Consider the following 24,391-nt stretch of genomic DNA (forward strand, 5'->3'; position numbering starts at 1 on the left):
TTCGGTCGATCAGATGAACTTGAACTTCAGGCAACCCAGCGGGCCGTAGTCCGCCTCGAACAAATCGCCCACCTTAGCCGCCACAGGCCGCGTGAAGCTGCCGGCGAGCACGATCTCGCCGGCCTGCAGCGTCTCGCCCCAGGGCGCCAGTTTGTTGGCCAGCCAGGCGATGCCGATGGCCGGGTCACCCTGCACACCGGCAGCGAGACCTGTCTCTTCCACCGCGCCGTTCTGCCGCAGGATGGCGCCGCACCAGGGGCGGTTGGTGGTGTGCGGGTCGGCACGGAAGGCCGGGTCGCCCGCGCCGATGACGATGCCGGCATTGGCCGCGTTGTCGCTGATGGTGTCGTAGACCTTGCGCATCACCTTGGTGTGGCGGTCGAACTGCTCGATGCGCGCATCGATGATCTCGATGGCGGGCGTGATGTAGTCGGTGGCGGCCAGCACGTCTTCCACCGTGACGTTCGGGCCGGCCAGCGGCGCCTTGAGCACGAAGGCCAGCTCGACCTCGACGCGCGGGGCGATGAAGTTCTTCACCGGAATCTCCAGCACCTCGCCGGCGTGGGCGACATAGAGCATGTCGTCGAGCAGGGTGCCGTAGTCGGGCTCGTCGATCTGGCTGCTGATCTGCATGGCGCGGCTGGTCAGGCCGATCTTGTGGCCGATCACCTTCTTGCCGGCGGCCTTCTCCAGATCCACCCAAGCGCGGCCGATGCGGTAGCCGTCTTCGACCGTCATGCCGGGGTGGCGCTTTGAAAAGTGCTCGACCTGGGTGCGGGTCTGCTGGGAGCGCTGCAGCTCGGCGGCGAGCTGCTGAACGAGGGCGTCGTCGAACATGGTTTCTTTATGTCCTGTTGAAAAGCGGATGCAGGGAACTGTTCTTGGCGTCGAAGACTTCGTGGCCTTCGTCGACCTGCACGGTGATGCCGATGGGGCGCTTCGCCAGCTGTTCAGCGAAGCGTTCTTTCACCACCGCGTTGAGCACCTCGCCCACGCGCTGGTGCACGGCGGCGCTGCGGCCTTTGGCCATGCGCAGGTTCATGTAGATGAAGGCGTAGTCGCCGCCCAGGCCGGCGGCGACACCCGCCGCGCCGCCGTCGGAGATGGCGCTGTGCGCGGCCGGGTAGGCCAGCACGCGCGTGCCGCCGGTGGGAAAGACCTGCTTGTCCTGCTCGTCGCGCACGGCCAGCATCGCGTCGGCCAGCGCACGGCACAGGCCGGTCATGTCGACGCCGCCCTCGGAGGCCGGCTTGTCGAGGTTGGGGGTGTAGAGGATGACGAGGTGGGGCATGGGGTGCTTCCGGTTTACAGGCGCGTGGCGATGGTGGAGAAGCCGTCGGCGCGCGAAGCCACGGGCTGCGGGATGGCCGAGCCGCTGACCGGCAGCACCGGGAACAGCGCGTTGATCTGGCCGGTGCCGCTGGCGCCGAAGTACGGCGTGACGATCTCGGCCTGGCCGGTGTATTCGCTCCAGCCCAGCACGCCGAGCATCATGGCCGTGTCGTGCATGAAGCCTTCGCCGTGGCCCTTGGCGGCGTACTCGGGCAGCATCTCGCAGAAGTCCTTCCACGCGCCGGCCTGCCACATGCGCACGACCTCGTCGTCCAGGTGCTGCAGGAAAGGGCTCCAGACCTTGAACGCGAATTCGGGCGCCAGCCCGTTCTGCGCGAAGCGGTGGCTGAGCGAGCCGCTGGCGAGGAAGGCGACGGTGCCGTCGTAGTGGTCTTCCACGGCCTTGCGCATGGCCCAGCCCAGGCGCGCGCTGTCGTTGAGGTAGTGCGAGGTGCACAGCACCGAGACCGACACCGCCTTGAAGTGCTGGTCGGCGTTCATGTAGCGCATGGGCACGAGGGTGCCGTATTCGGGCTGCAGCGTGGTGGCGTGGTGGGCCAGGGTTTCGACACCGTGTTCGCTGGCGACTTTCGCCAGCAGTTGGCCCAGCTCCGGGTTGCCGGGGATGGCGTAGCCCATGTTGCTGATGAAGTGGGGCAGCTCGTTGCTGGTGTAGGTGCCCTGCCAATGCTCGGCGCAGTTGAGGTGGTAGGTGGCGTTGACGAGCCAGTGGGTGTCGAAGACGACGATGGTGTCTACCCCCAGTTCTTTGCAGCGGCGCGCGATTTCCTTGTGGCCGTCGATGGCGTCCTGGCGGGTACCTTTGCGCGGGCCGTCAAGCTCGCTGAGGTACATCGAGGGGACGTGGGTGATCTTGCCGACCAGTGCTACTTTGCCCATTTGGCTTGTCTCCGTTGGTGGTTCTTTTCTCGGCTGAGGTGTTTGGTGGAAGGCGAGGTGGGTGGTATACCTCCGCTCATGTCCCCCGGGCTTTTCTGCGCAAAGCCCTCCTCCTTTACTTCGCTGCGGCACACCACCCACCTCGCCTTCTCTCGCTGCGCATCGGTGCTCGAACAGTGGAGTGCCCACATCACTTCTGGCTTGGAGGATCGGGGTACCCGGTGCAGCGAAGTAAAGGAGGAGAAACGGGCAAAGCCCGTTTCGGGGGACATGAGCGGAACCGGGTACCCCGGTCCTCCAAGCCCGCCCAGGTAGCTGCGTGAAACCGCAGAGTGCACGTCACACACCCCAATGAGGAATGTGGTGCGACCCCATGGACACCGCCACATTCTTGGGCTCAAGGAACACCTCGTAGCTCCAGGTACCGCCCTCGCGCCCGGTCCCCGATGCCTTGGTGCCACCGAACGGTTGCCGCAGATCCCGCACGTTCTGCGAGTTCACGAAGCACATGCCCGCTTCCACCGTAGCGGCGACGCGGTGCGCCTTGCCGATGTTCTCGGTCCAGACATAGCTCGACAGCCCGTACTGGATGTCGTTGGCAATGCGGATCGCGTCCGCCTCGTCCTTGAACGGAATCAGGCAGGCGACGGGGCCGAAGATCTCGTCCTGCGCGATCTTCATTCGGTTGTCCACGTCGGCAAACACCGTCGGCCACACGTAGTTGCCAGCCGCCACATGCGACGGCAGCTCGGCCGCATAACTCGGCCGGTCCAGCCCGCCGCACAACATCGTCGCGCCTTCCTTCGGCCCCAGATCGATGTAGCTGCGCACCTTGGCCAGGTGGGCCTTGCTGATCATCGGGCCGATGGTGGTCTTCTCATCCAGCGGGTCGCCCACCACGATGCGCTTGGCGCGCTCGGCGAATTTGGCGGCGAAGTCGGCGTAGATGCTCTGCTGCACCAGGATGCGCGAGCCGGCGGTGCAGCGCTCGCCGTTGTTGCTGAAGATCATGAAGAGTGCGGCATCGAGCGCGCGGTCCAGATCGGCGTCGTCGAAGATCACGAACGGGCTCTTGCCGCCCAGCTCCATGCTGAACTTCTTCAGGCCCGCGGTCTTGACGATGCGGTTGCCGGTGGCGGTGGAGCCGGTGAAGCTGATGGCGCGCACGTCGGGGTGGGCGCACAGCGGCTCGCCCGCTTCCTTGCCGAAGCCGTGCACCACGTTGAGCACACCGGCCGGGATGCCGGCTTCCAGCGCCAGCTCACCCAGGCGCGCGGCGGTCAGCGGGCTGAGTTCGCTCATCTTCAACACCGCGGTGTTGCCGAAGGCCAGACACGGCGCGACCTTCCAGGTGGCGGTCATGAAGGGCACGTTCCACGGACTGATGAGCGCACACACACCGACCGGGTGGAACAGTGTGTAGTTCAGGTGCGTGGGCGTGGGGTAGGTGTGGCCGTCGGTGCGGGTGCACATCTCGGCGAAGTAATAGAAGTTGTCCGCCGCGCGCGGGATCAGCTGTTTGCCGGTCTGCGCGATCACCTGGCCCGTGTCTTCGGTCTCTGTCTTCGCGATCTCGGGCACGTGTTTCGCGATCAGGTCGCCCAGGGCGCGCACCTTCTTCGCGCGCTCGGTCGCCGGCAGGCCGGCCCAGGCGGGAAAGGCATCCTTCGCGGCCTGGACCGCGGCGTTGACCTCGGCCTCGGTGCCCGAGGCCACCTCGGCCAGCACGCCCTGCGTGGCCGGGTTGATCGTTTCAAAGTAGTCGGAGCCGGCAACGGTCTTGCCGTTGATGAGGTGGTCGATGCGTTGCGTCATGCCTTGCTTTCCGTGGAAATTGTGTTGATGAGCGAGCCGATGCCGTCGATCTCGGTGACGACCACGTCGCCGGGCTGGCAGTCGACGACACCGTCGGGCGTGCCGGTGAGGATGAGGTCGCCCGGCATCAGGGTCATGAAGCCGCTGAAGTAGGCGATGAGCGTGGCGACGTCGAAGATCATGTCTTTCGTGCTGCCCTGCTGCGTGACCTTGCCGTTGACCATCGTGCGCAGCGCCAGCGCCTGCGGATCGGGCACATCGGCCGCGTCCACCAGCCAGGGGCCCAGCGGCGTGCAGGTGTCGCGGTTCTTGACCTTGAGGTTGGGGCGGTACCAGTTCTCCAAGTAGTCGCGGATCGCGTAGTCGTTGGCCACCGTGTAACCGGCCACGTAGCGCAGCGCGTCGGCCTTCTTCACGCGCTTGGCGGGCTGGCCGATGACCACCGCCAGCTCGCACTCGTAGTGCATGAAGTTCACGCCATCGGGCCGCACGGTGAAGGCCTTGTGCCCCGTCAGCGAGGCCTCGCCCTTGACGAAGGCCAGCGGTTCTTCGGGCGCCTTGAAGGCGAGTTCCTTGGCGTGGTCGGCGTAGTTCAGGCCCAGGGCCAGCACGGTGCGTGGGCGGTCCAGCGGCGCGAGCGGGGGCAGCCAGACCACCTCGTCGAAGGACGCGCGGTGGCCTTTGAAGGCGGGCGTGAGCAGTTCGAGCTGGCCGTCTTTTTCAACGGCGTCGTGGACCGCGCCGGCCCAGGCGATGCGGGCGTGCTTCATGCGGCCTCCTGCACGAAATGGTTGACCAGCGGAGCAAAGCCGGTGGCGGTGATCTCGACCGAATCGCCGGCCTTGGCGCGCGGCCGCGTGCCGTCGTCCAGGCAGTCGGTGCCGACCATCAGCACATCGCCCGGCCGCATCGACTGGAAGGCGTTGACGTCGGCCCACAGCGTGGCGGCGTCGCGCACCAGGTCGGCCAGGGCGGTGCGCTGGCGCATCACGCCGTCCACGCGCAGTTCCAGCACCAGCGAGGCGAGTTCGGCTAACGAGTTCACCGGCCGCACCGCATCGCCCACGCCGAGGAAGCCGTCCACGCAGCGGAACTTCACCGGCGGGCGGTAGTAGCTCTCGTGCGGAATCGCCACGTCGTTGAGCAGCACGGCGCCGGCCACGCGGCCGCCCTCGCCCGCCACCAGCCCCAGGCTGGCGGCCACCTCGATCTCGGCCACGCCCTTGGGCAGGGTGATGGCCTGGCCGCTGCGGGTGAAGGTGTTGGCGGTCTTGATGTAGAGCACCGGCGCATTCGGCGGCGCCTTGTAGGGCGCTTCGTGCATGCGCGGCGCCCACAGCGCGTGTTCGCGCTGGTAGTTCAGCAGCGTGCCGTAGACGGTGCCGCCGGGAAGGTAGGGGTTCGTTTTCATGGGGGTGTCATTCCTCGATGTCGTCGACCTCGACGCCGCCGGGCGCTTCGAGCGCGATCACGTTGTCCAGCAGGTCGTAGAGCTGCGCGAGCCGGTCGGAGCCCAGCTGCGCTTCCATCCACTGGTAATGCGACTCGATGGTCTGCGACAGCTTGCGCACCAGCTTCAGGCCGGCGGGCGTGGCGCGCACCACGGTGCGCCGCGCGTCCTGCGGGCAGCGGTTGCGGGTGATCAGGCCGTCGCGCTCCATGCGGTTGAGCACGCCGGTCAGGCTGGGGCCGAGCAGCAACGCATCGCGCGCCACGCGGCCGGTCTCCACACCCGCCGGGTCGCGGGCGTGTTCGCCCAGCACGCGCAGCACGCGCCACTGCTGGTCCGACAGGCCGTGCTCGCGCAGGCTGGGCCGGGTGTGCTGCATCACCGCCTCACGCGCCTCCAGCAGCAGGCGCGGCAGGTTGCGGTGAACAAAAGAAGGGGAGCTGTCGTCGATGGCCATGGTTCTGTGCAATTTATTTAATATGTTAAATGTTTTCCCAACTATCACCAAACAGGGGTTAACCCTTGTCCCCAGGGACCGGCCGACAATTGCGGCATGAACACGCTCGCCCAACGCCTGAACGTCGATCGCCTGCTGCTGCAGGCGCCCATGGCCGGCTCGCAGGGCTCGGCCCTGGCGCTGGCGGTCTGCGGGGCCGGCGGCATCGGCGCCCTGCCCGCCGCCATGCTCACGCCCGAGGCCCTGGCCCAGGAACTCACCACGCTCACGCAAGGCACCGGCGGACCGTGGAACCTCAACTTCTTCTGCCAAACGGCACCCGTGCCCGACGCCGCGCGCGAAGCCCGCTGGCGCGAGGCGCTGGCGCCGTACTACGCCGAGCTGGGCCTGGACATCGCGGCCGTGCCGGCCGGCGCGGGGCGTGTGCCCTTCAGCCACGCGGTGGCCGACCTGGTGGAGCCGTTCCGCCCGCCCATCGTGAGCTTCCACTTCGGCCTGCCCGCGCCCGACCTGCTGGCGCGTGTGAAGGGCTGGGGCAGCATGGTGCTGTCGTCGGCAACGACGGTGGACGAGGCGCTGTGGCTCGAAGCCCAGGGCGTGGACGCCGTGATCGCGCAGGGTGTCGAGGCCGGCGGCCACCGCGGCATGTTCCTCACCGAGGACCTCACGACGCAGGTCGGCACCTTCGCCCTGCTGCCGCAGATCGTGGCCGCGGTGAAGGTCCCGGTGATCGCGGCCGGCGGCATCGCCGACGTGGCGGGCGTGCGGGCCGCATTGACGCTCGGCGCCTCGGGCGTGCAGGTGGGCACGGCCTACCTGTGCAGCAACGAGGCCACCACCTCGGCCCTGCACCGCGCCGCGCTGCAGAGCGAGGCGGCGCGCCACACGCAGCTCACCACCCTGTTCACCGGCCGGCCGGCGCGCGGCATCCCCAACCGCGTGATGCGCGAGCTCGGCCCGCTGAACCCGGCCGCGCCCGCCTTCCCCACCGCCACCGCAGCCATCGCGCCGCTGCGCGCGCACTGGGAGAAGCAGGGCAGCGGCGACTTCTCGCCGCTATGGAGCGGGCAGAACGCCAGCGGCTGCCGCAGCGCACCGGCCGCGGACATCACGGCCGCGCTGCTCCAGGGGTTTGCCTAGACCCAGCCGGGGTCCCCGTCGCCAGGGCGCGGCGTTTCGCGCAGGCGGTTGAGCCAGCGCTTGAGACCGGCCGGCTCCTGCACCTGGGCCAGGTCCTGCGCCAGCCGGGCCACCGCCGCCTCCAGCACGCCCACCTGGTTCAGCAGCTGCTGCCTGAGCGTGTTCGGGTTGGCCACCTGGCCCGGCGGCAGCTCGAACTCGGCGGCCAGCTGCCCTTGACGGGCGGCGCGCTCGCGTTCCAGCCCGGCCACCTGCTGCTTGAGCAACAGCGTCAGCGCGGCCAGCCGGTCGTCCGCCAGGCGCGAGACCGCGGCCGGGTCGGCCAGCTCGGCGCGCAGCTGGATCTGCATCAGCGTCACCAGGTCCTTGCGGGCGTAGGCGGTGTTGGCCTCGCTCATCAGCGCGGTCTTGCGCTGGCGCTCGGTTTCGTCGGGCTCGCGGTCGGGGTGCAGGGCGCTGGCCAGCTGGCGGAACAGGGTGCGCAGCTGGGTCTCGGCGTCGGCCGCCTGCGCTTCGGCCTGCTGCGTGCCCGGCTGTTTGCGCGCCTTGCGGGCTTGTGCCCTGGCCTGGCGGCGCGCCTGCTCTTCGTCGCGCGCCTCGCGCAGCCGCGCCATGCCGGCGCGCACCAGCTCGTCCATGGACAGGTCCTCATCGTCACCGGCCAGCGGCTCGCCCAGCGCGGCCTCCAGACGGGCGCGCATCGCGTCGGCCGCGGCCTGCTTCTTCTGCGCCAGGCTCTGGCGGCTGTGCCGGTCGTGCAGGGCCACCATGTCGGCCTCGCCTTCGTCCGCCAGGGTTTGCGCCAGCGCGCACAGCGCCTCGGTGGCCGTCTCCTGCTGCAGGCGGCTCAGCGCCTTGCCCTGCAGGTGCCCCTCCAGCGCCAGGGCCAGGGCGCGCATTCGCTCGCGCCGCTGCCGCTGAAGGGGTGAGAGCCAGCGGTGCCGCTCGGCCCGGTGTTCCTGACCCAGCGCGTCGAGTTCGTCCAGTTGCGCACGCAGCTTGTCGACGCGGCTCAGCTGCAGGTTGAAGGCGCGGGCCGCGGCCGACAGCGGCTGCTCATCCGGCGCCAGCGCCTGCAGGGCGGTGGCGGGGACGATGCGGTGCGAGGAAGAAGGGGAACGGGTGGCGGACACGGCGGCGGGCGAAGGACCGGGCATGGACCGGCCCGTCGGGGTGTCGACTATATTGCCGGCCACATGGCCAAAGAAAAGACCCAATACACCTGCAACGAATGTGGCGGCACCAGCCCGCGCTGGCTGGGCAAGTGCCCGAGCTGCGGCGCCTGGAACACGCTGGTGGAATCGGTCGCCGAGAGCGCCGGCGCCGGCAAGAACCGCTTCGCCTCGCTGGCGCCGGCCAGCGCGGTCGCCACCCTGGCCGACATCGAAGCCACCGACGTGGCGCGCTCGCCCACCGGCATCGGCGAACTCGACCGCGTGCTGGGCGGCGGCGTGGTCGAAGGCGGTGTGGTGCTGATCGGCGGTGACCCCGGCATCGGCAAGTCCACCCTGCTGCTGCAGGCGCTGGATGCGCTGCAGCGCGCGAATCAGAAAACGCTCTACGTCACGGGCGAAGAGTCGGGTGCCCAGGTCGCGCTGCGCTCACGCCGGCTCGGGCTCGACGGTTCGCAGGTCCAGGTGCTGGCCGAGATCCAGCTGGAGAAGATCCTGGCCACGCTGTCGGCGCACAAGCCGGCCATCGCGGTGATCGACTCGATCCAGACCGTGTATTCCGAGCAGCTGACCAGCGCGCCGGGTTCGGTGGCGCAGGTGCGCGAATGCGCGGCCCACCTCACACGCGCGGCCAAGGCCAGCGGCACGGCCATCGTGCTGGTGGGCCACGTGACCAAGGAAGGCGCCCTGGCCGGCCCGCGCGTGCTGGAGCACATGGTGGACACCGTGCTGTATTTCGAGGGCGACACACACAGCAGCTTCCGCCTGATCCGCGCCATCAAGAACCGCTTTGGCGCGGTCAACGAGATCGGCGTCTTCGCCATGACTGAAAAGGGCCTCAAGGGCGTGAGCAACCCCAGCGCCATCTTCCTCAGCCAGCACAGCGAGCCGGTGCCCGGCAGCTGCGTGATGGTGACGCTGGAGGGCACACGGCCCATGTTGGTGGAGATCCAGGCCCTGGTGGACAGCGGCGGCCCCTCGCCACGGCGCCTGTCCGTCGGCCTGGACCGCGACCGCCTCGCCATGCTGCTGGCCGTGCTGCACCGCCACGCGGGCGTGGCCTGCATGGACCAGGACGTGTTCGTCAACGCGGTCGGCGGCGTGCGCATCAGCGAGCCCGCGGCCGACCTGGCCGTGATGCTGGCAATCACCAGCAGCCTGCGCGGCCGCGCCCTGCCCAAGGGCTTCATCGCCTTCGGCGAGGTGGGTCTGGCGGGTGAGGTGCGCCCGGCCCCGCGCGGCCAGGAGCGCCTGAAGGAAGCGGCCAAGCTGGGCTTCTCCGTCGCGGTGGTGCCCAAGGCTAATGCGCCCAAGAAGAACGACAAGGCCTTCGAGGGTCTGACCATCCACGGCGTGGACCGCATAGAAGAGGCCATGGAACTGGCGCGGAGTTTGGCTTGACCCCCCGCGCCGCCTTCGGCGTCACCCCCCTGCCAGGGGGGCGATGCCAGGGGCCCGGCAGAGCCGGTTCCACGGCATCTCTGGACGAAGCCCTCGCGCCACAACCATACGTACAAACCGCCACCGAAACTGACTGCCCACTGCGGACAATTCCTGCATGAACTTCCAGCGCATCGCCGTCCCCCTGCTTGTCATCGGTCTGCTCGTCTTTGCCGGGCGCCAGTACGGCTGGGCGGGTGTGGCCGCCGTGGGCGGGGGCCTGGTGATGTGGCTGCTGCTGCACTGGACGCGGATGATGACGGTGATGAAGCGAGCCGCCCACCGGCCCATCGGCTGGGTCGCCAGTGCGGTCATGCTCAACGCCAAGCTCAAGCCGGGTGTGAACCTGATGCACGTGATCGCCATGACCCGTTCGCTGGGCGAGCGCCTCAGTGCCGAGGGCGAACAGCCCGAGCGCTACCGCTGGACCGACAACGGCGGATCCACCGTCACCGTCACCCTGCAGGGTGGCCGCGTGACCGTCTGGGAACTGCAGCGCCCGCCGGCCGAAGGCTGAAAGCACCCGCCTCGGGGCCTGGGGCGGGCACCTAAAATGCGTGTTTCTGCGGCGCAAGACCGCGCTTGAGACACCCATTTTCAAAGGACCCCGCATGAGCCCCGTGATTCCCTCGATGTCCGACCGCGACGGCAAGATCTGGATGGACGGCCAGATGGTGGACTGGCGCGACGCCAAGATCCACGTGCTGACCCACACACTGCACTACGGCTGCGGCGCCTTCGAGGGCGTGCGCGCCTACAAGACGGCCGACGGCAGCACCGCCATCTTCCGCCTGGAAGAACACACCGACCGCCTGTTCAACAGCGCCAAGATCCTGCGCATGGCCATCCCCTTCACCAAGGAACAGGTGAACGAGGCCCAGAAGGCCGTGGTGCGCGAGAACAAGCTGGAGAGCTGCTACCTGCGCCCGCTGACCTGGATCGGTGACAAGAAGCTGGGCGTGTCCCCCAAGGGCAACACCATCCACCTGATGGTCGCGGCCTGGGCATGGGGCGCCTACCTGGGTGAAGAGGGTCTGAAACGCGGCATCCGCGTCAAGACCAGCAGCTACACCCGCCACCACGTCAACATCACCATGACGCAGGCCAAGGCGGTGAGCAACTACACCAACTCCATCCTGGCCAACATGGAAGTGACCGACGAGGGTTACGACGAGGCCCTGCTGCTGGACAGCTCGGGCTTCGTGTCCGAAGGCGCGGGCGAGAACATCTTCGTGGTCAAGAACGGCGTCATCTACACGCCCGACCTGTCGGCCGGCGCCCTGAACGGCATCACCCGCAACACCGTGTTCCACATCGCCAAGGACCTGGGCCTGGAGATCGTGCAGAAGCGCATCACCCGCGACGAGGTCTACATCGCCGACGAGGCCTTCTTCACCGGCACCGCCGCCGAAGTGACCCCGATCCGCGAGCTCGACCGCATCACCCTGGGTGAAGGCAGCCGCGGTCCGATCACCGAGAAAATCCAGAGCGCCTTCTTCGACATCGTCGGCGGCCGCAATCCCAAGTACGCGCACTGGCTGACAAAGGTCTGAGGAACATTCCATGAGCACTTCTTCCAAGATCGAACTGGCCGCCAAGGACCTGAACCCGCAGGGCGGGGTGTTCTGCCCCAACCCCAAGGCCGACATGAAGCTCTGGAACAGCCACCCCAAGGTGTTCCTGGACGTGGCCCGTACGGGCCAGGCCCGCTGCCCCTACTGCGGCACGGTGTACGCCCTCAAGGCCGGCGAAGTGGTGGCGCACGGTCACTGAACATGAGGACGGTGGGCGGCGTCGAGGTGGTGGTCTCGACCTACAACCACCCCAGCGCGTTGGACCTGGTGCTGCATGCGCTGCTGCGGCAGAGCCAGCCGGACTTCCGGATCTGTGTCGCCGACGACGGCTCGGGGCCGCAGACGGCCGAACTGATCGCCGCGTGGCAGCAACGCCTGGGGCTCCGGCTGCGCCACATCTGGCAGGCAGACCGCGGTTTCCGCAAGAACCGCATCCTCAACAAGGCGATTGCCAGCTCGACCGCAGACTACTTGGTCTTCCTGGACGGCGACTGCCTGCCGTCCGAGCACTTCGTGGCACGCCACCTGGCGCTGGCGCGGCCCCGGCGCTTCTGCACCGGCGGGGTGATCCGGCTCACCCTGGCCGCCAGCGAGGCGGTGCTGGCGCCGGGGGTCGACTCGGGCGAGGTCTTCACGCCGTCCTGGCTCGCATCACACGACGCCCTGCGCAGCACCAGCGCCCGGCTCAAGGCCGGCCTTTACCCGCCCTGGGCCTCGCTCCTGGCCGAGCGCCTGACCACCGTGCGCCGCACCTGGAACGGCGGCAACAGTTCCACGGCGCGCATCAACCTGATCCGGGTGAACGGATTCGACGAGAACTTCGGCTACGGCGCCGAGGACATTGAGCTGGGCTTCCGCCTCAACAACGCGGGCATCCGGGGGGTCCACCTGCGGTACTCGGCCCCAGTGCTGCATCTGGAACACCGGCGCGACTATGCCCACCCGGACGAACGCGTGCGCAACAAACAGGCGGCGCGCCAGGCCCTGCGGCAGGGCAAGACCACCACGGCCCACGGCATCGTCGAACTCTGAGTTACCGTGCACCGGCCAAAAAAAAGCCACCTTGCGGTGGCTTTGAAGTCCTTGGAAGGACGTCGTTGGGAGACCAGTGCGAGCGACGTTTTGGTTTTGGATGTAAGCCGTCACTCGCTTTGTTGTGACAGCAACCCGCAAATTGTGCGTTGCGACACGGTTTCCGACCATCCCCTGTTTGGGGGAGAACTGTGGACCTTTGTTGCAATTCGCTCAAAAACGAGGCAGCAAATCAGCACGAAATGCTGCCAGGGTCACAGTGCTGTGACAAATTGCACACCCCAGCAGCCAACAAAATTTACAGCCCGTTACAGTGGCAATTCGACCACAAAGCGGGCGCCACCCCCAGCGCGGTCTTCGCAGCGCACGCTGCCCTGGTGCCGCAGGGCGATCGACCGCACCAGGGACAAGCCCAGGCCCACCCCGCCCACGCTCTCGCTGGCACCTGGCAAACGGTAGAACGGCTCGAAGATGCGTTCCCGCAGTTCGGGCGGCACGCCCGGCCCATGGTCCTCGACGCTCACCCGGACCAGCGCCTGCCCGCCCGGCGACGTGACGCGGTCGATGCCCAGACGGGCCGGTTCGGCGACTCCTCCTGCCTCCGGCCGGTGGCCGTAGCGCCGCGCGTTCTCCAGCAGGTTGCGCAGCAGGCGGCGCAGCAGCTTGGGGTAGCCCTGCACCAGCACCGGCGAGATGCCTTCGGCCACATCCAGGTCGGCGCCGGTGCGCGCGCACTCCTCGGCCGCCAGCCCCACCAAGTCGACCTCCTCGGTCGGGCCCAGCGCCGAGGCCTCGCAGGCATCGCGCAGGTCCAGCCGGCTGGCCATCAGGATCTCGTCGATCAGTTGATCCAGTTCGTCGATGTTGCGCGCGATCTCGGCCCGCTGCGGCGCCCGCGCCGGGTCGTTGCCCAGCAGCTCCAGTCCGATGCGGATACGGGCCAGCGGCGAGCGCAGCTCGTGCGAGGCATTGGCCAGCAGGGTCTTGTGCGAGAGCATCAGGGTCTGCACGCGTTCGGCCGCCGCGTTGAAGCGCTCGGCCAGAAACGCCACCTCGTCCTGCCCGCTGACCGGCAGGCGGGCGCTGAGGTCGCCTTGCCCCCAGCGCTCGACGCCGCGCTGCAGCCGTTCCAGCCGCTGGGTCAGGCGCCGCACGATGGGGTAGGCGCCCAGCGCCACCGCCAGCCCGACCAGGCCCAGCAGCCAGGCAAAGCCAATCGGCGACTGCAGGCCGAACAGGCTGCGCCGCCCCGGCGCGGGGCTGCCGGGCTGGCGGTTCGGGCGCGGCAGCTGGATGTACAGCGTCTGGCCATCCTTCATCTGCACCTGGAACTCCAGCCCCTGGCCGGGCACACGCACGGCCTGCGCCGGCGCCTCACCCAGGATCTCCCCGGCGCCATTGCGCAGCACGATCTCGCGCGCGATCCGCGCGTCGCGCTCCTCGCGGTCGCGATCCAGCGCCATCTGCCAGAGCCAGCCGACGACCAGGGTCAGCACCGCCACGGCGGCCACGATGGCCAGCCAGATGCGCAGGTACAGCTTCTGACCCAGCAGGCTTTTCATCAGTCTTGCTGTTTCGCGAAAACGTAGCCCACGCCGCGCACCGTCAGGATGCGCTTGGGCTCCTTGCTGTCGGCCTCGATGGCGTTGCGGATGCGGCCGATATGCACGTCGATGCTGCGGTCGAAGGCTTCGAGCTCGCGCCCGCGCACCGCCTCCATGATCTGGTCGCGCGTGAGCACGCGACCGGCGCGTTCGGCCAGCGCCACCAGCAGATCGAACTGGTAGGAGGTCAGCTCACAGGCCTTGCCCGCCACCTGCACCGTGCGCGCGTCGCGGTCGATCTCCAGCGAGCCGAAGCGCAGCACCGGCGTGGCGCGCGTCGTGGCCGCAGCGGAAGTCACCTCTCCGCGGCGGCGCAGCACGGCGCGAATGCGCGCCAGCAGTTCGCGCGGCTCGAAGGGCTTGGGCAGGTAGTCGTCGGCGCCCAGTTCGAGGCCAATGATGCGGTCCATCGGGTCGCCCTTGGCCGTCAGCATCAGCACCGGCACGCGGGCGTTGCCATTGGGCAGGGCCCGGATGCGGCGGCAGACCTCCAGGCCGTCGATGCCCGGCATCATCAGGTCCAGGATCACCAGCTCGGGCTGCAGCAGCGGCAGCTGCTCCAGACCTTTCTCGCCGTCGGGCGCATGGGTGACCTCGTAACCAGACTGGGCCAGGTACTCGGTGACCATCTGCGCCAGACGCGCATCGTCTTCGATCATCAGGAGGCGGGTGGAGGTCGGGGCGTTCATGCAGTCAGTTTATAGACCTGAACCATGCATGGTCTCCCATGCGCGTGAACCGTTTGTCTCGCTCACGTAAAGTTACCGCCATGTTCAAGCCCGACGTCCCCGCCCTGCCCGCCCGCTCGTTGCCCGGTCTGCTGCACGGCCTGGCGCAGACCCGGCCCGACACCCCGGCCGTTCGCTGGCTCGATACCACGACGGGCGAGCGCAGCGACTGGAACTTCGCCCGGCTGAACGCCGAGGCCGATGCGCTGGCCAGGTGCTTCATGGTGCTGGGTGTGCGCCGGGGCGACCGGGTCGCCTGGCTGGGGCTGAACCACCCGGCGCTGATCGCCGCGCTGTTCGCGCTCGGGCGCCTGGAGGCGGTGCTGGTGCCGCTGAACACCCGGCTGGCGACGACGGAGTGGGCCGCGGTGCTGGGCGACTGCACGCCCAAGCTGCTGGTGCACGACACCTCGTTCAGCGAGGCGGCGGGCGTGCTCTGCGATGGCCCCGGTCGCCCGGTCGACCTCATGCTCGACCACCTGCTCGCGTGCGCGCCGTCCACCCTGCTGCCGGAAGCCCCGGCCGAGGCTCTGGACCGCCCGGTGCTGCTGGTCTACACCTCGGGCACCACCGGCGCGCCCAAGGCCGCCGTGCACACCCAGGGCAACCTGCTGGCGAACATGGCCATCGCCGCGCAGGTGCAGGGCCTGACGGCGGAGGACACGGTGCTGACCGTGCTCCCACTTTTCCACGTGGGCGGCCTGTGCATCCAGACCCTGCCGGCACTCTCGGTCGGTGCCACCGTGCTGCTGCACAGCCGCTTCGATCCCGCGGCCACGCTGCGGGCCATTGCCGTCGAACGGCCCAGCCTGACGCTGCAGGTACCCGCCACCCTGCAGGCGCTGACCGCCCACCCCGGCTGGACCGCCACCGACCTTTCGTGCCTGCGCACGGTCTGGGCCGGGTCTTCGGTGCTGTCACCCGAGCCGCTCAAGGCCTTCATGGCGCGTGGCGTGCCGGTGAGCAACGTCTACGGCAGCACCGAGACTGGCCCGTTTTCCATCGCCCTGCCGCCGGAGCACGCCGCTACCCACATCGGCTCCTGCGGCTGGCCGGCGCCGGGTGTGGAGATCCGGCTGCTGGACGGCCTTGGCCAGCCTGTGGCCACTGGACAGGTCGGCGAGATCGCAGTGCGGGCGCCCAATGTGGTCGCCACCTACTGGCCCGACAAGCCCGCCCTCGACGCAGACGGGTTCTTCCACAGCGGCGACCTGGCGCAGCAGGCGGCGGACGGCAGCTTCACCGTGGTCGGCCGCGCCAAGGACATGATCATTTCGGGCGGCGAGAACATCTACCCGGCCGAGATCGAAAACCTGATCGCCACCCACCCGGCGGTGGCCGAATGCAGCGTGGTCGGGCAGGCCGACGCGCGCTGGGGCGAGGTGGCGGTGGCGGTGGTGGTGCTGCGCGATGCGTCGGCAGACGACGACTGGGACGCGTCGCTGCGCGCCTTCCTAGACGGCCGGCTGGCGCGCTACAAGTGGCCGCGCCGCTGGGTGCTGCTGGAGGCCCTGCCGCGCACTGCGCTGGGCAAGGTCCAGAAGGCAGCACTCAAGGCGCTGCTGGAGACGCCGCCGGCGAACTGACGCGGGTGGCCAGCCAGATCAGCACCAGCACCGGCAGCCCGAGCAGCGCGGTGGCGGTGAAGAAGGTCGGGTAGTCGTAGGCGTCGACGAAGGCACCGGAGTAGCCCGCCAGCCACTTGGGCGCCAGCAACATCATGGAACTGAAGAGCGCGTACTGCGTGGCCGAGTAGCTGACGTTGGTCAGGCTCGACAGGTAGGCGATGAAGGCCGCCGACGCCACGCCAGCGCTCAGGTTGTCGGCCGAGACCACGGCGATCAGCGCCGTCACGTCGTGGCCGTGGCCGGCCAGCCAGGCGAACAGCAGGTTGCTCGCGGCCGATAGGATGGCGCCCAGCATCAGCACCCGCATCACGCCCAGCCGCAGCGAGAGCGCGCCGCCGACGAAGGCGCCCACCAGGGTCATGATCACGCCGTAGACCTTGGTGACCGCGGCCACCTCGTCTTTGGTGTAGCCCATGTCCACATAAAACGGGTTGGCCATGATGCCCATCACCACGTCGCTGATGCGGTAGACGCCGATCAGCGCCAGGATCAGCAGCGCGTGCATGCCGTAGCGCTTGAGGAAATCGGCAAACGGCTCGACGAAGGCGCCGCGGAACCACTCGGCCGCGTTGCGGCTGGGCGGCAGCGCCACCTGGGCCGGCTCACGCGAGAACAGCACCGTCACCACGCCGACCAGCATGCTCGCCGCCATCACCAGGTAGGCCGTGGCCCAGGCGGCGTTCTGGTAGAGCGCGCCGGGCGCCGGTTTGGTGGCCTCGACAGCCCCGGCCACCGCAGCCGCCGCCTGGGCTGCCACAGGCGCCACCTCGGCCCGCGCCGCCAGCCAGAGCACGCCGGCGCCAGCCCAGATCATGGCCAGCCGGTAGCCGGTCTGGTACGTCGCGGCCAGCGCGCCCTGATGCGCGGCGTCGGCCGACTCGATGCGGTAGGCGTCCAGCGCGATGTCCTGCGTGGCCGAGGCGAAGGCCACCGCCAGCGCACACCAGACCACCAGGTTCAGCTGGCTGCGCGGATCGGCGAACGCCATGCCCGCCAGCGCCACCATGATCGCGAGTTGCGACAGCAACAGCCAGCTGCGGCGGCGCCCCATGGCGTGGGTCAGCAGCGGGATCGGCAGCCGGTCGACCAGCGGCGACCAGACCCACTTGAAACCGTATGCAAGACCCACCCAGCTCAGGTAACCGATGGTGGTGCGGTCCAGCCCCGCCTCGCGCAGGCGGAAGCTCAGCGTGCCCAGCACCAGCAGCAGCGGCAGGCCAGCCGAAAACCCGAGCGCGAACATGCGCAGGCTGGCCGGCTCCAGGTAGGCCTTGAGGGTATCGCCCCAGCTGGGCCGGGGGGGCGTGGCGTGGGTGTCGGGCGACGCTGGCGTGACGGATGGCTGGTTCATGAACAGGGTGGGCGCGAGGCCAAGCGGCGGACCCGTGGCAGGCGACGGGGGCTTTGCCTATTATTGGCCCATGTGCTTTCTCTGCGACCTCAAACAGCGCTCCCCCGATGCCCCGGCCGCCGGTCCCTGGCAGGCCCGGCGCGCCTTCCTGCTCGCCGCGTCCGCGGCGGCAGCCGCGCCGGCCATGGCCCAGGTCGATGTTGGCAAGGCGTCGAGCATGCGCAAGCTGGTGCCCGCCGAAACCATTGAAAAAGCTGGTGCCCAGCAGTTCGTGGCCACGGTGCAGGAGGCGAAGAAGCAGAACGCGCTGATGCCCGCCGACCACCCGCAGACCAAGCGCCTGCACGCCATCGCGAAGAAGATCATTCCGTTCACCGCCGCCTGGAACCCGCGGGCGAAGGACTGGCAGTGGCAGGTGGCGCTGATCAACAGCGACCAGATCAACGCCTTCTGCCTGCCCGGCGGCAAGATCGCCTTCTACACCGGCATCCTGAACAAGCTGCAGCTCAGCGACGACGAGACCGCGATGATCATGGGCCACGAAATGGCCCACGCACTGCGCGAACACGCGCGCGAGCGCCTGGCCAAGAGCAGCGCCACCAACCTCGGCCTGCGCCTGGGCGCCGAACTGCTGGGCCTGGGCAACCTGGGCGCGGTTGCCGCCGACATGGGCTCACAGCTGCTGACGCTCAAGTTCAGCCGCGAAGACGAGAGCGAGGCCGATCTGGTAGGCCTGGAGCTGGCGGCGCGCGGCGCCTACCAGCCCAATGCCAGCGTCAGCCTCTGGCAGAAGATGGCCAAGGCCGGTGGCGGCAACGGCATCGCCTTCCTCTCGACCCACCCCAGCGGTCCGGATCGGATCAAGCAGCTGCAGGCGAATGTGCCGAAGGTGCAAGGGCTGTACGAGCAGGCCCGGCGGGGCTAGCATCCGCCCGTCGGCGACCGCCGACGCCCACCCTAAGGAGACACGCCATGAAAGCCCTGGTGACCGCGTCCGCCCTGCTGTTCTGCTCGGCGGCCTTTGCCCACAACTGCCCCAACGAAATGAAGGCGATCGATGCCAAGCTCGGCGCCAGCCCGAGCCTGTCCGCGGCCGACATGGACAAGGTGAAGTCCTTGCGCGCGCAAGGAGAAAAGATGCACAAGGAAGGTAAGCACGACGAGTCCATGAAGGCGCTCGGCGAAGCCAAGAAGATGCTCGGCCTCTAAGCGGGCCGTGTCCGGGCGGGCCGCTCAGGCCGCCTTGACGTAGGGGTTGAAACGCCGCTCCTCGCCCAGCGTGCTCTCCGGCCCATGCCCCGGGATGAAGACTGTGTCGTCCCCCATGGGCCAGAGCCGCTCCCTGATGCTGGCGATCAGCTGCGCGTGGTTGCCCTGAGGGAAATCGGTGCGGCCAATGCTGCCGGCGAACAGCACATCGCCCACGAAAACCCGCTGCGCCTCAGGCGAGTGGAACACCACGTGGCCCGGCGTGTGGCCCGGGCAGTGCCGCACGTGGAGCGTGCAGCGCCCGATCTGCACCGTGTCGCCGTCGGCCAGCCAGCGGGTCGGCGTGAAGTGGCCCGCCGGCGGAAAGCCGAACATCCGGCTCTGCTGCGGCAGGCCGTCGATCCAGAACTGGTCGCCGGGGTGCGGGCCGATGATGGGCAGGCCCAGCCGCTCGGCCAGTTCGGCCGTGCCACCCGCGTGGTCGATGTGGGCATGGGTCAGCCAGATGGCCTTGAGCGCAACGCCCAGCTGCTTCGCCGCGTCGACCAGCCGGTCGAGGTCGCCGCCCGGGTCGATCACGGCGGCGTCGCGGGTTTCATCGCACCAGACGATGGAGCAGTTCTGGGCAAAGGCGGTGACGGGGATGGTCTGGTAACGGAACATGGTGGGTCGGCAGCGCGATAGTCGGTGAGGCGGCTGCCCCGCACCAGATTTTCCCTCACCCCGGTCAGCCAACCAGGGACCGCGCGCCCACCCAGTGCCCGTGGCGACAGAGCTGCTGCATCGTCTCCACCGCCAGTGCGGCCACCGCCTGGCAGGCCGTGGAGCGCGGAATGTGGGCCGAGCTGCACACCGCCAGCACCCGCTCCAGGGGCGGAGGGCCCACCGGCGTGGCGCGCAGCAGGCCCGTGTCGATGTCGGCCTGCAGGGGCATGACCGGCAGCAGCGTGCGGCCCAGGCCGGCCAGCAGCGTGGTGCGCAGGATGCTGATCGAACTGATATCCGCCTCGACCCTCGGTGGTGGCAGGCCCGCTGCGGCGGCAGCCGCCTCGATGATCGGGCGCACACCATGCGGGCTGGCCGGCAGGATCAGCGGCTGCGCCAGTGCCTGCTGCAGAGTCAGCGCGCGACCGCGGCGCCCCGTCCTGGGCGCGCTGGCCGGCTCGATCAGGCAGAGCTGCTCGCTCAGCACAGGGGTCACCGAAAAGCCCCCGAGCTGGCCATCGTCAAACAGCACCGCCAGCTGGATCTGGCCGGTGCGCAGCTGGCGCGACAGGTTCCCGGTGAGTTCCTCGGTCAGCTCCAGCGTCACCCGGGGAAAGCGTTGCCTCACCTCGCGCAGCAGCGGCAGCGCCAGGGCGCTGGAGGCGCTGTGCGGCAGGCCGAACACCACCGTGCCCTCGGGCTCCTGGCGGGTGCTGCGGGCACTGGCCACGGCTTCCTCGGCCTGGCGAAGGATCGACACGGCGTGCGGAAAGAACCGCTGCCCGGCCTCGGTCAGCCCCACGCCCCGGCGGGAACGCTCAAACAGGCTCACACCCAGTTCCGCCTCCAGTTGCGCGAGCTGGTGGCTCAGCGCCGACTGCGCCACGAACACGCGTTCGGCCGCCTTGGTGACGCTGCCACTGTCGGCGATCGCAACGAAATAGCGCAACTGTCTGAGTTCCATCTCGAGCACCGATCCATCTGATTTCGAGATGGCAGTGTGAATGCTCTGTATTGGACAGATGACCCTGCCCCGCGTTCAATACACCCACCCCAGCGGATACCCGTCCTGCCCGCCAAAAGCGGTCAGTCAGCGCCCCACCAGGCCAGCACGGTCGTCCGCAACACCGCTCACCCGCGGTGTGGCCCCGGGTTCTGAGCAGCGGCTCAGAGCTTGAAGTCGTATTCGATGGTGATCGGGGCGTGGTCGCTGAACTTCTCGCCCTTGTAGATCGCCTCGCTGCGCGCGGTCTCGGCGAAGGCCGGGGTCGCGAGGTGGTAGTCCAGCCGCCACCCCACGTTGTTGGCATACGCCTGACCCCGGTTGCTCCACCATGTGTAGCAGGTGTCCGTGGTGTCGGGCTGCAGCCGGCGGTAGACGTCGATCAACCCACCCTCGTTCAGCAGCTTCGTCATCCAGGCGCGCTCTTCGGGCAGGAAGCCGCTGTTCTTTTGGTTGCTGCGCCAGTTCTTCAGGTCTTTTTCCTGGTGGGCGATGTTGACATCGCTGCAGATCACGAAGTCGCGCGTCTGCTTCAGCGCCATCAGGTGCGGGTACATCAGGTCCAGGAAGCGGTACTTGGCTTCCTGCCGTTCGGGGCCGGACGAGCCGCTGGGAAAGTAGACGCTGATGACCGAGAACTTGCGCTTGGGCGTGTCGAAGCGCAACTCGGCCCAGCGGCCCTCGGCGTCGAATTCGCCGCCGTCAAAGCCGATGACCACGTCGCTGGGCTCGTGCCGGGTGTAGACCGCCACGCCCGAGTAGCCCTTCTTTTCCGCGAAATGGAAATGGCCCTTGAGGCCAACCATCTCCTCGAACCGACCGGCCACGTCTGCGGCCTGGGCCTTGACTTCCTGCACACAAATACAATCCGGCGAATGCCCGGCGAGCCAGTTTTCCAGCCCTTTGTTGCTGGCCGAACGGATGCCGTTGAGATTGAGGCTGGTCAGTTTGAACAAGGATTTCCCCATGTCGTTGGATGCGGGCGCCGCGGGCGCCGATGCAAAAGAAGATTCACTGGCGCAGGACTTCGTGCAGTTCTGCGTGGACTCGGGCGTGTTGCGCTTTGGCGAGTTCAAGACCAAAGCCGGGCGCCTCTCGCCCTACTTTTTCAACGCCGGGCTGTTCGACGACGGCGCCAAGCTCGGCCGGCTTGCGCAATTCTATGCACAGGCCCTGATCGCCAGTGGCATTGAGTTCGACATGATCTTCGGCCCCGCCTACAAGGGCATTCCGCTGGGCGCCGCCGTGGCCATCGAGCTGGCCCGCCTGGGCCGCAACGTGCCGTTTGCCTACAACCGCAAGGAAACCAAGGACCACGGCGAGGGCGGCACGCTGGTCGGTGCGCCGCTCAAGGGCCGGGTGCTCATCGTCGACGATGTGATGAGCGCCGGCACCGCCGCGCGCGAGTCGATCGCCCTGATCCAGGCCGCTGGCGCCACCGCACACGCCGTGGCCATCGCACTGGACCGGCAGGAGAAGGCCACCGAGAAGGCCGCCGACGGCACGGTGCGGGATGTGGACCACAGCGCCGTGCAGTATGTGCAGAACGCCCTGAGGCTCAAGGTCTGCGCCATTGCGAGGTTGGAGGATTTGCTGCAGTATCTGACGGGCCATACGGGAGCCGAACTGAACCAGCACCGGGACCGCGTGCTGGCTTACCGCGAACGCTACGGCGTTGCCTGAGGAAACGCCTTGATCCGATCTGTGTCCACCGCCGCCACTGCCTGTTGCCACTGCCTGGCCGGTGTAGGCCTGCTGTTGCTGGCCCTGACGGCCCCGATGGCCGTGGCCCAGGAGAAGAACAGCGGCGGCATCTACAGCTGCGTGGACAGCAAGGGCCGGCGCCTCACCTCGGACCGCCCCATCGTCGACTGCCTGGACCGCGAACAGAAGGAACTGGGCTCCTCAGGCACGGTCCGGCGGGTCGTGCCGCCCAGCTACACAGCGGAAGAGAGAGCCCGCCTCGAAGAACAGCGCCGTGCGGAGGAGCTGGAGCGCTCGCGGATCGCCGAAGAGCGGCGGCGCGAGCGGGCCCTGCTGATCCGCTACCCCAACCAGGCCATGCACGACAAAGAGCGCGCAGAAGCGCTCAAGCAGATCGACGAGGTCATCGACGCGGTGAAAAAGCGCGTGACCGAGCTGGGCAAGCAACGCCAGGAGATTGACCAGGAGCTGGAGTTCTATCAGGGCGACCCCAAGAAGGCGCCGGCCTGGCTGCAGCGCAAGCTGGAGGACAACACCCAGCAGGTTCAGGTGCAGAACCGCTTCCTGAGCGACCAGAACCTGGAGAAGCAGCGAATCAACGCCCGGTTCGACGAAGAGCTGGCCAAGCTGCGCACGCTCTGGACGAAACGGTGACTCCGCTGCGCCGCTGACACGGCGCAGCCTTCTCAGCCGAGCTTTTGCTTGAGCAGCTCGTTGGCCTGCTGCGGGTTGGCCTTGCCCTTGCTGGCCTTCATGACCAGACCCACCAGCGCGTTGAAGGCCTTGTCCTTGCCGGCGCGGAACTGCTCGACCATGGGCGCGTTGGCAGCCATCACCTCGTCGATGATCTTTTCCAGCGCGCCGCTGTCGTTCATCTGCTTGAGGCCCTTGGCTTCGATGACGGCGTCCACGTCGCTGCCCTCGCCCGCCCACAGCGCATCCATCACCTGCTTGGCAGCGTTGTTGGACACCGTGCCGTCGGCGATGCGTTTGAGCAGAGCGGCCAGCGTCTCTGCGCTCACCGGCACCTGGGCGATGTCTTTCTCTTCGTTGTTCAGGCGGCGCGAGACCTCGCCCGTGATCCAGTTGCTGGCCATCTTGGCCTGGCCGCTGGCCTTGGCGGCGGTCTCGAAGTAGGCCGCCATTGCCGGGCTCTGCGTCAGCGTGGTCGCGTCGTACTCAGGCAGGCCGTAGGCCTGCACCAGGCGCTCGGCCATCTGGCGCGGCAGCTCGGGCATGCTGGCCTTCACCTCATCGACCCACGAACGCGCGATCACCAGCGGCGGCAGGTCGGGGTCGGGGAAGTAGCGGTAATCGGCCGCGTCTTCCTTGGTGCGCATGGCGCGCGTCTCGCCGGTGTCGGGGTCGAACAGCACCGTGGCCTGCTGGATCTCGAAGCCGTCTTCGATCTGCTCGATCTGCCAGCGGATCTCGTAGTCGATCGCCTGCTGCATGAACTTGAACGAGTTCAGGTTCTTGATCTCCCGGCGCGTGCCCAGCGGCGCGCCAGGCTTGCGCACCGAAACGTTGGCGTCGCAGCGGAACGAGCCTTCCTGCATGTTGCCGTCGCAGACGCCGATCCAGGTCACGATCTTGTGCAGCTCTTTCGCGTAGGCCACGGCTTCGGCGCTGGAGCGGATGTCGGGCTCGGTCACGATCTCCAGCAGCGGCGTGCCGGCGCGGTTGAGGTCGATGCCGCTCTGGCCAATGAAGTCCTCGTGCAGGCTCTTGCCCGCGTCTTCTTCCAGGTGGGCGCGCACCAGGCGCACCGTCTTCTTCTCGTCGCCGAGGAAGAAGCTCACCTCGCCGCCCTGCACCACCGGGATCTCGAACTGGCTGATCTGGTAGCCCTTGGGCAGGTCGGGGTAGAAGTAGTTCTTGCGCGCGAACACGCTCTGCTCGGCAATGTGCGAGCCCAGCGCCAGCCCCAGGCGGATGGCATGGGCCACCGCCTCGCGGTTCATCACCGGCAGCGTGCCCGGCAGCGCCAGGTCCACCGCGCAGGCCTGGGTGTTGGGCTCGGCACCGAAGGCCGTGGGCGCGCGGCTGAAGATCTTGCTGTTCGTGGCCAGCTGCGCGTGGGTCTCGAAGCCGATCACGACCTCATAGCCTTGCACCAGCAGGGAAGCTTGTTTTTTCTCGCTCAT

Annotated in this window: 26 protein-coding genes; 11 read left to right on the top strand and 15 right to left on the bottom strand. The window is 68.3% G+C overall.

What is annotated here, in order from left to right:
* Positions 1-9 precede the first annotated feature (9 nt).
* The 7 genes from hpaH to hpaR all read right to left on the bottom strand — a co-directional run bounded on the left by hpaH (position 10) and on the right by hpaR (position 5,954).
* A complete protein-coding gene (gene hpaH, locus HFL01S_RS06185) occupies positions 10-837 on the bottom strand; it encodes a 2-oxo-hept-4-ene-1,7-dioate hydratase (RefSeq protein ID WP_066256163.1) in 828 nt (275 codons plus the stop codon).
* A gap of 7 nt (positions 838-844) precedes the next feature.
* Positions 845-1,291 (bottom strand): 5-carboxymethyl-2-hydroxymuconate Delta-isomerase, encoded by a 447-nt coding sequence (locus tag HFL01S_RS06190; protein WP_066256164.1) that lies wholly within the window; start codon positions 1,289-1,291, stop codon positions 845-847.
* A 14-nt stretch (positions 1,292-1,305) separates the two neighbouring features.
* Complete coding sequence (gene hpaD, locus HFL01S_RS06195; RefSeq protein ID WP_066256168.1) at positions 1,306-2,232, bottom strand: 3,4-dihydroxyphenylacetate 2,3-dioxygenase; 927 nt, start codon at positions 2,230-2,232, stop codon at positions 1,306-1,308.
* Positions 2,233-2,571: 339 nt separating this feature from the next.
* Positions 2,572-4,047 carry a 5-carboxymethyl-2-hydroxymuconate semialdehyde dehydrogenase gene (gene hpaE / locus HFL01S_RS06200; RefSeq protein WP_066256171.1) on the bottom strand — a complete coding sequence of 492 codons (1,476 nt, stop codon included), beginning with the start codon at positions 4,045-4,047 and terminating at the stop codon, positions 2,572-2,574.
* Positions 4,044-4,817 carry a fumarylacetoacetate hydrolase family protein gene (locus tag HFL01S_RS06205; RefSeq protein WP_066256174.1) on the bottom strand — a complete coding sequence of 258 codons (774 nt, stop codon included), beginning with the start codon at positions 4,815-4,817 and terminating at the stop codon, positions 4,044-4,046. Before HFL01S_RS06205 ends, hpaE begins: the two co-directional genes overlap by 4 nt.
* The gene (locus HFL01S_RS06210) at positions 4,814-5,458 is read right to left on the bottom strand and encodes a fumarylacetoacetate hydrolase family protein (RefSeq protein WP_066256176.1); all 645 of its coding nucleotides are present in this window, start codon (positions 5,456-5,458) and stop codon (positions 4,814-4,816) included. The genes HFL01S_RS06205 and HFL01S_RS06210 overlap by 4 nt, the downstream gene beginning before the upstream one ends.
* Positions 5,459-5,465: 7 nt before the next feature.
* A complete protein-coding gene (gene hpaR / locus HFL01S_RS06215) occupies positions 5,466-5,954 on the bottom strand; it encodes a homoprotocatechuate degradation operon regulator HpaR (RefSeq protein ID WP_066256180.1) in 489 nt (162 codons plus the stop codon).
* A 96-nt stretch (positions 5,955-6,050) separates the two neighbouring features.
* Between hpaR and HFL01S_RS06220 the strand changes: the two genes are divergently transcribed.
* Positions 6,051-7,094: an NAD(P)H-dependent flavin oxidoreductase gene (locus tag HFL01S_RS06220; RefSeq protein WP_066256181.1), complete on the top strand. Its 1,044-nt coding sequence runs from the start codon at positions 6,051-6,053 to the stop codon at positions 7,092-7,094.
* Here the strand turns inward: HFL01S_RS06220 and HFL01S_RS06225 are convergent.
* On the bottom strand, positions 7,091-8,251 hold the full coding sequence (locus HFL01S_RS06225; protein ID WP_066256182.1) for a hypothetical protein: 1,161 nt from the start codon (positions 8,249-8,251) through the stop codon (positions 7,091-7,093). The two genes, HFL01S_RS06220 and HFL01S_RS06225, sit on opposite strands and share 4 nt — an antisense overlap.
* Before the next feature lie 39 nt (positions 8,252-8,290).
* Here HFL01S_RS06225 and radA point away from each other — a divergent pair, with 39 nt between their 5' ends.
* The 5 genes from radA to HFL01S_RS06250 all read left to right on the top strand — a co-directional run bounded on the left by radA (position 8,291) and on the right by HFL01S_RS06250 (position 12,312).
* Entirely contained in the window at positions 8,291-9,667 is a 1,377-nt protein-coding gene (gene radA / locus HFL01S_RS06230) for a DNA repair protein RadA (RefSeq protein ID WP_066256185.1), read from the top strand.
* Between the two features lie 157 nt (positions 9,668-9,824).
* Complete coding sequence (locus HFL01S_RS06235) at positions 9,825-10,223, top strand: glycerate kinase (RefSeq protein WP_066256188.1); 399 nt, start codon at positions 9,825-9,827, stop codon at positions 10,221-10,223.
* A 94-nt stretch (positions 10,224-10,317) separates the two neighbouring features.
* Positions 10,318-11,259 carry a branched-chain amino acid transaminase gene (locus HFL01S_RS06240; protein ID WP_066256191.1) on the top strand — a complete coding sequence of 314 codons (942 nt, stop codon included), beginning with the start codon at positions 10,318-10,320 and terminating at the stop codon, positions 11,257-11,259.
* Positions 11,260-11,269: 10 nt separating this feature from the next.
* Positions 11,270-11,479 carry a zinc-finger domain-containing protein gene (locus HFL01S_RS06245; protein WP_066256194.1) on the top strand — a complete coding sequence of 70 codons (210 nt, stop codon included), beginning with the start codon at positions 11,270-11,272 and terminating at the stop codon, positions 11,477-11,479.
* 2 nt (positions 11,480-11,481) lie between these two features.
* Positions 11,482-12,312: a glycosyltransferase gene (locus HFL01S_RS06250; RefSeq protein ID WP_066256197.1), complete on the top strand. Its 831-nt coding sequence runs from the start codon at positions 11,482-11,484 to the stop codon at positions 12,310-12,312.
* Between the two features lie 308 nt (positions 12,313-12,620).
* Here HFL01S_RS06250 and HFL01S_RS06255 read toward each other — a convergent pair whose 3' ends face one another.
* Complete coding sequence (locus HFL01S_RS06255; RefSeq protein ID WP_066256200.1) at positions 12,621-13,874, bottom strand: ATP-binding protein; 1,254 nt, start codon at positions 13,872-13,874, stop codon at positions 12,621-12,623.
* The gene (locus tag HFL01S_RS06260; RefSeq protein ID WP_066256202.1) at positions 13,874-14,605 is read right to left on the bottom strand and encodes a response regulator transcription factor; all 732 of its coding nucleotides are present in this window, start codon (positions 14,603-14,605) and stop codon (positions 13,874-13,876) included. Before HFL01S_RS06260 ends, HFL01S_RS06255 begins: the two co-directional genes overlap by 1 nt.
* A gap of 80 nt (positions 14,606-14,685) precedes the next feature.
* Between HFL01S_RS06260 and HFL01S_RS06265 the strand changes: the two genes are divergently transcribed.
* Positions 14,686-16,230, top strand: coding sequence for a class I adenylate-forming enzyme family protein (locus HFL01S_RS06265; RefSeq protein WP_066256205.1), 1,545 nt, complete (start codon positions 14,686-14,688; stop codon positions 16,228-16,230).
* On the opposite strand, the gene HFL01S_RS06270 is transcribed toward HFL01S_RS06265, so the two are convergent.
* Complete coding sequence (locus tag HFL01S_RS06270) at positions 16,196-17,623, bottom strand: AmpG family muropeptide MFS transporter (protein ID WP_157538777.1); 1,428 nt, start codon at positions 17,621-17,623, stop codon at positions 16,196-16,198. The two genes, HFL01S_RS06265 and HFL01S_RS06270, sit on opposite strands and share 35 nt — an antisense overlap.
* Positions 17,624-17,693: 70 nt before the next feature.
* Here HFL01S_RS06270 and HFL01S_RS06275 point away from each other — a divergent pair, with 70 nt between their 5' ends.
* Both HFL01S_RS06275 and HFL01S_RS06280 read left to right on the top strand, forming a co-directional pair.
* Positions 17,694-18,548 carry a M48 family metallopeptidase gene (locus HFL01S_RS06275; protein ID WP_066256211.1) on the top strand — a complete coding sequence of 285 codons (855 nt, stop codon included), beginning with the start codon at positions 17,694-17,696 and terminating at the stop codon, positions 18,546-18,548.
* A 47-nt stretch (positions 18,549-18,595) separates the two neighbouring features.
* Complete coding sequence (locus tag HFL01S_RS06280) at positions 18,596-18,832, top strand: PA2433 domain-containing protein (RefSeq protein ID WP_066256212.1); 237 nt, start codon at positions 18,596-18,598, stop codon at positions 18,830-18,832.
* Positions 18,833-18,856: 24 nt separating this feature from the next.
* On the opposite strand, the gene HFL01S_RS06285 is transcribed toward HFL01S_RS06280, so the two are convergent.
* The 3 genes from HFL01S_RS06285 to HFL01S_RS06295 all read right to left on the bottom strand — a co-directional run bounded on the left by HFL01S_RS06285 (position 18,857) and on the right by HFL01S_RS06295 (position 21,496).
* A complete protein-coding gene (locus HFL01S_RS06285; RefSeq protein ID WP_066256215.1) occupies positions 18,857-19,495 on the bottom strand; it encodes an MBL fold metallo-hydrolase in 639 nt (212 codons plus the stop codon).
* A 64-nt stretch (positions 19,496-19,559) separates the two neighbouring features.
* Positions 19,560-20,501 carry a LysR family transcriptional regulator gene (locus HFL01S_RS06290; RefSeq protein WP_066256580.1) on the bottom strand — a complete coding sequence of 314 codons (942 nt, stop codon included), beginning with the start codon at positions 20,499-20,501 and terminating at the stop codon, positions 19,560-19,562.
* Positions 20,502-20,704: 203 nt separating this feature from the next.
* The gene (locus tag HFL01S_RS06295; RefSeq protein ID WP_066256217.1) at positions 20,705-21,496 is read right to left on the bottom strand and encodes an exodeoxyribonuclease III; all 792 of its coding nucleotides are present in this window, start codon (positions 21,494-21,496) and stop codon (positions 20,705-20,707) included.
* Between the two features lie 10 nt (positions 21,497-21,506).
* Here HFL01S_RS06295 and pyrE point away from each other — a divergent pair, with 10 nt between their 5' ends.
* Entirely contained in the window at positions 21,507-22,223 is a 717-nt protein-coding gene (gene pyrE, locus HFL01S_RS06300; RefSeq protein WP_066256219.1) for an orotate phosphoribosyltransferase, read from the top strand.
* A 9-nt stretch (positions 22,224-22,232) separates the two neighbouring features.
* A complete protein-coding gene (locus HFL01S_RS06305) occupies positions 22,233-22,898 on the top strand; it encodes a DUF4124 domain-containing protein (protein ID WP_245644743.1) in 666 nt (221 codons plus the stop codon).
* 32 nt (positions 22,899-22,930) lie between these two features.
* Here the strand turns inward: HFL01S_RS06305 and gatB are convergent, their stop codons facing one another.
* Positions 22,931-24,391 carry an Asp-tRNA(Asn)/Glu-tRNA(Gln) amidotransferase subunit GatB gene (gene gatB, locus HFL01S_RS06310; protein WP_066256221.1) on the bottom strand — a complete coding sequence of 487 codons (1,461 nt, stop codon included), beginning with the start codon at positions 24,389-24,391 and terminating at the stop codon, positions 22,931-22,933.

It is taken from the genome of Hydrogenophaga flava NBRC 102514 (assembly GCF_001571145.1).
Classification (GTDB): Bacteria; Pseudomonadota; Gammaproteobacteria; order Burkholderiales; family Burkholderiaceae_C; genus Hydrogenophaga; species Hydrogenophaga flava.

Bases quoted from the DNA above. Each gene is read 5' to 3' on its own strand.
- HFL01S_RS06245 (WP_066256194.1), top strand. From the start codon at position 11,270: ATGAGCACTTCTTCCAAGATCGAACTGGCCGCCAAGGACCTGAACCCG.
- HFL01S_RS06255 (WP_066256200.1), bottom strand. From the start codon at position 13,874: ATGAAAAGCCTGCTGGGTCAGAAGCTGTACCTGCGCATCTGGCTGGCC.
- HFL01S_RS06250 (WP_066256197.1), top strand. From the start codon at position 11,482: ATGAGGACGGTGGGCGGCGTCGAGGTGGTGGTCTCGACCTACAACCAC.
- HFL01S_RS06280 (WP_066256212.1), top strand. From the start codon at position 18,596: ATGAAAGCCCTGGTGACCGCGTCCGCCCTGCTGTTCTGCTCGGCGGCC.
- hpaH (WP_066256163.1), bottom strand. From the start codon at position 837: ATGTTCGACGACGCCCTCGTTCAGCAGCTCGCCGCCGAGCTGCAGCGC.
- HFL01S_RS06210 (WP_066256176.1), bottom strand. From the start codon at position 5,458: ATGAAAACGAACCCCTACCTTCCCGGCGGCACCGTCTACGGCACGCTG.
- HFL01S_RS06240 (WP_066256191.1), top strand. From the start codon at position 10,318: ATGAGCCCCGTGATTCCCTCGATGTCCGACCGCGACGGCAAGATCTGG.
- radA (WP_066256185.1), top strand. From the start codon at position 8,291: ATGGCCAAAGAAAAGACCCAATACACCTGCAACGAATGTGGCGGCACC.
- HFL01S_RS06205 (WP_066256174.1), bottom strand. From the start codon at position 4,817: ATGAAGCACGCCCGCATCGCCTGGGCCGGCGCGGTCCACGACGCCGTT.
- hpaR (WP_066256180.1), bottom strand. From the start codon at position 5,954: ATGGCCATCGACGACAGCTCCCCTTCTTTTGTTCACCGCAACCTGCCG.
- HFL01S_RS06285 (WP_066256215.1), bottom strand. From the start codon at position 19,495: ATGTTCCGTTACCAGACCATCCCCGTCACCGCCTTTGCCCAGAACTGC.
- HFL01S_RS06225 (WP_066256182.1), bottom strand. From the start codon at position 8,251: ATGCCCGGTCCTTCGCCCGCCGCCGTGTCCGCCACCCGTTCCCCTTCT.
- HFL01S_RS06235 (WP_066256188.1), top strand. From the start codon at position 9,825: ATGAACTTCCAGCGCATCGCCGTCCCCCTGCTTGTCATCGGTCTGCTC.
- HFL01S_RS06265 (WP_066256205.1), top strand. From the start codon at position 14,686: ATGTTCAAGCCCGACGTCCCCGCCCTGCCCGCCCGCTCGTTGCCCGGT.
- hpaE (WP_066256171.1), bottom strand. From the start codon at position 4,047: ATGACGCAACGCATCGACCACCTCATCAACGGCAAGACCGTTGCCGGC.
- gatB (WP_066256221.1), bottom strand. From the start codon at position 24,391: ATGAGCGAGAAAAAACAAGCTTCCCTGCTGGTGCAAGGCTATGAGGTC.
- HFL01S_RS06290 (WP_066256580.1), bottom strand. From the start codon at position 20,501: ATGGAACTCAGACAGTTGCGCTATTTCGTTGCGATCGCCGACAGTGGC.
- HFL01S_RS06260 (WP_066256202.1), bottom strand. From the start codon at position 14,605: ATGAACGCCCCGACCTCCACCCGCCTCCTGATGATCGAAGACGATGCG.
- HFL01S_RS06190 (WP_066256164.1), bottom strand. From the start codon at position 1,291: ATGCCCCACCTCGTCATCCTCTACACCCCCAACCTCGACAAGCCGGCC.
- pyrE (WP_066256219.1), top strand. From the start codon at position 21,507: ATGTCGTTGGATGCGGGCGCCGCGGGCGCCGATGCAAAAGAAGATTCA.
- hpaD (WP_066256168.1), bottom strand. From the start codon at position 2,232: ATGGGCAAAGTAGCACTGGTCGGCAAGATCACCCACGTCCCCTCGATG.
- HFL01S_RS06275 (WP_066256211.1), top strand. From the start codon at position 17,694: ATGTGCTTTCTCTGCGACCTCAAACAGCGCTCCCCCGATGCCCCGGCC.
- HFL01S_RS06270 (WP_157538777.1), bottom strand. From the start codon at position 17,623: ATGAACCAGCCATCCGTCACGCCAGCGTCGCCCGACACCCACGCCACG.
- HFL01S_RS06220 (WP_066256181.1), top strand. From the start codon at position 6,051: ATGAACACGCTCGCCCAACGCCTGAACGTCGATCGCCTGCTGCTGCAG.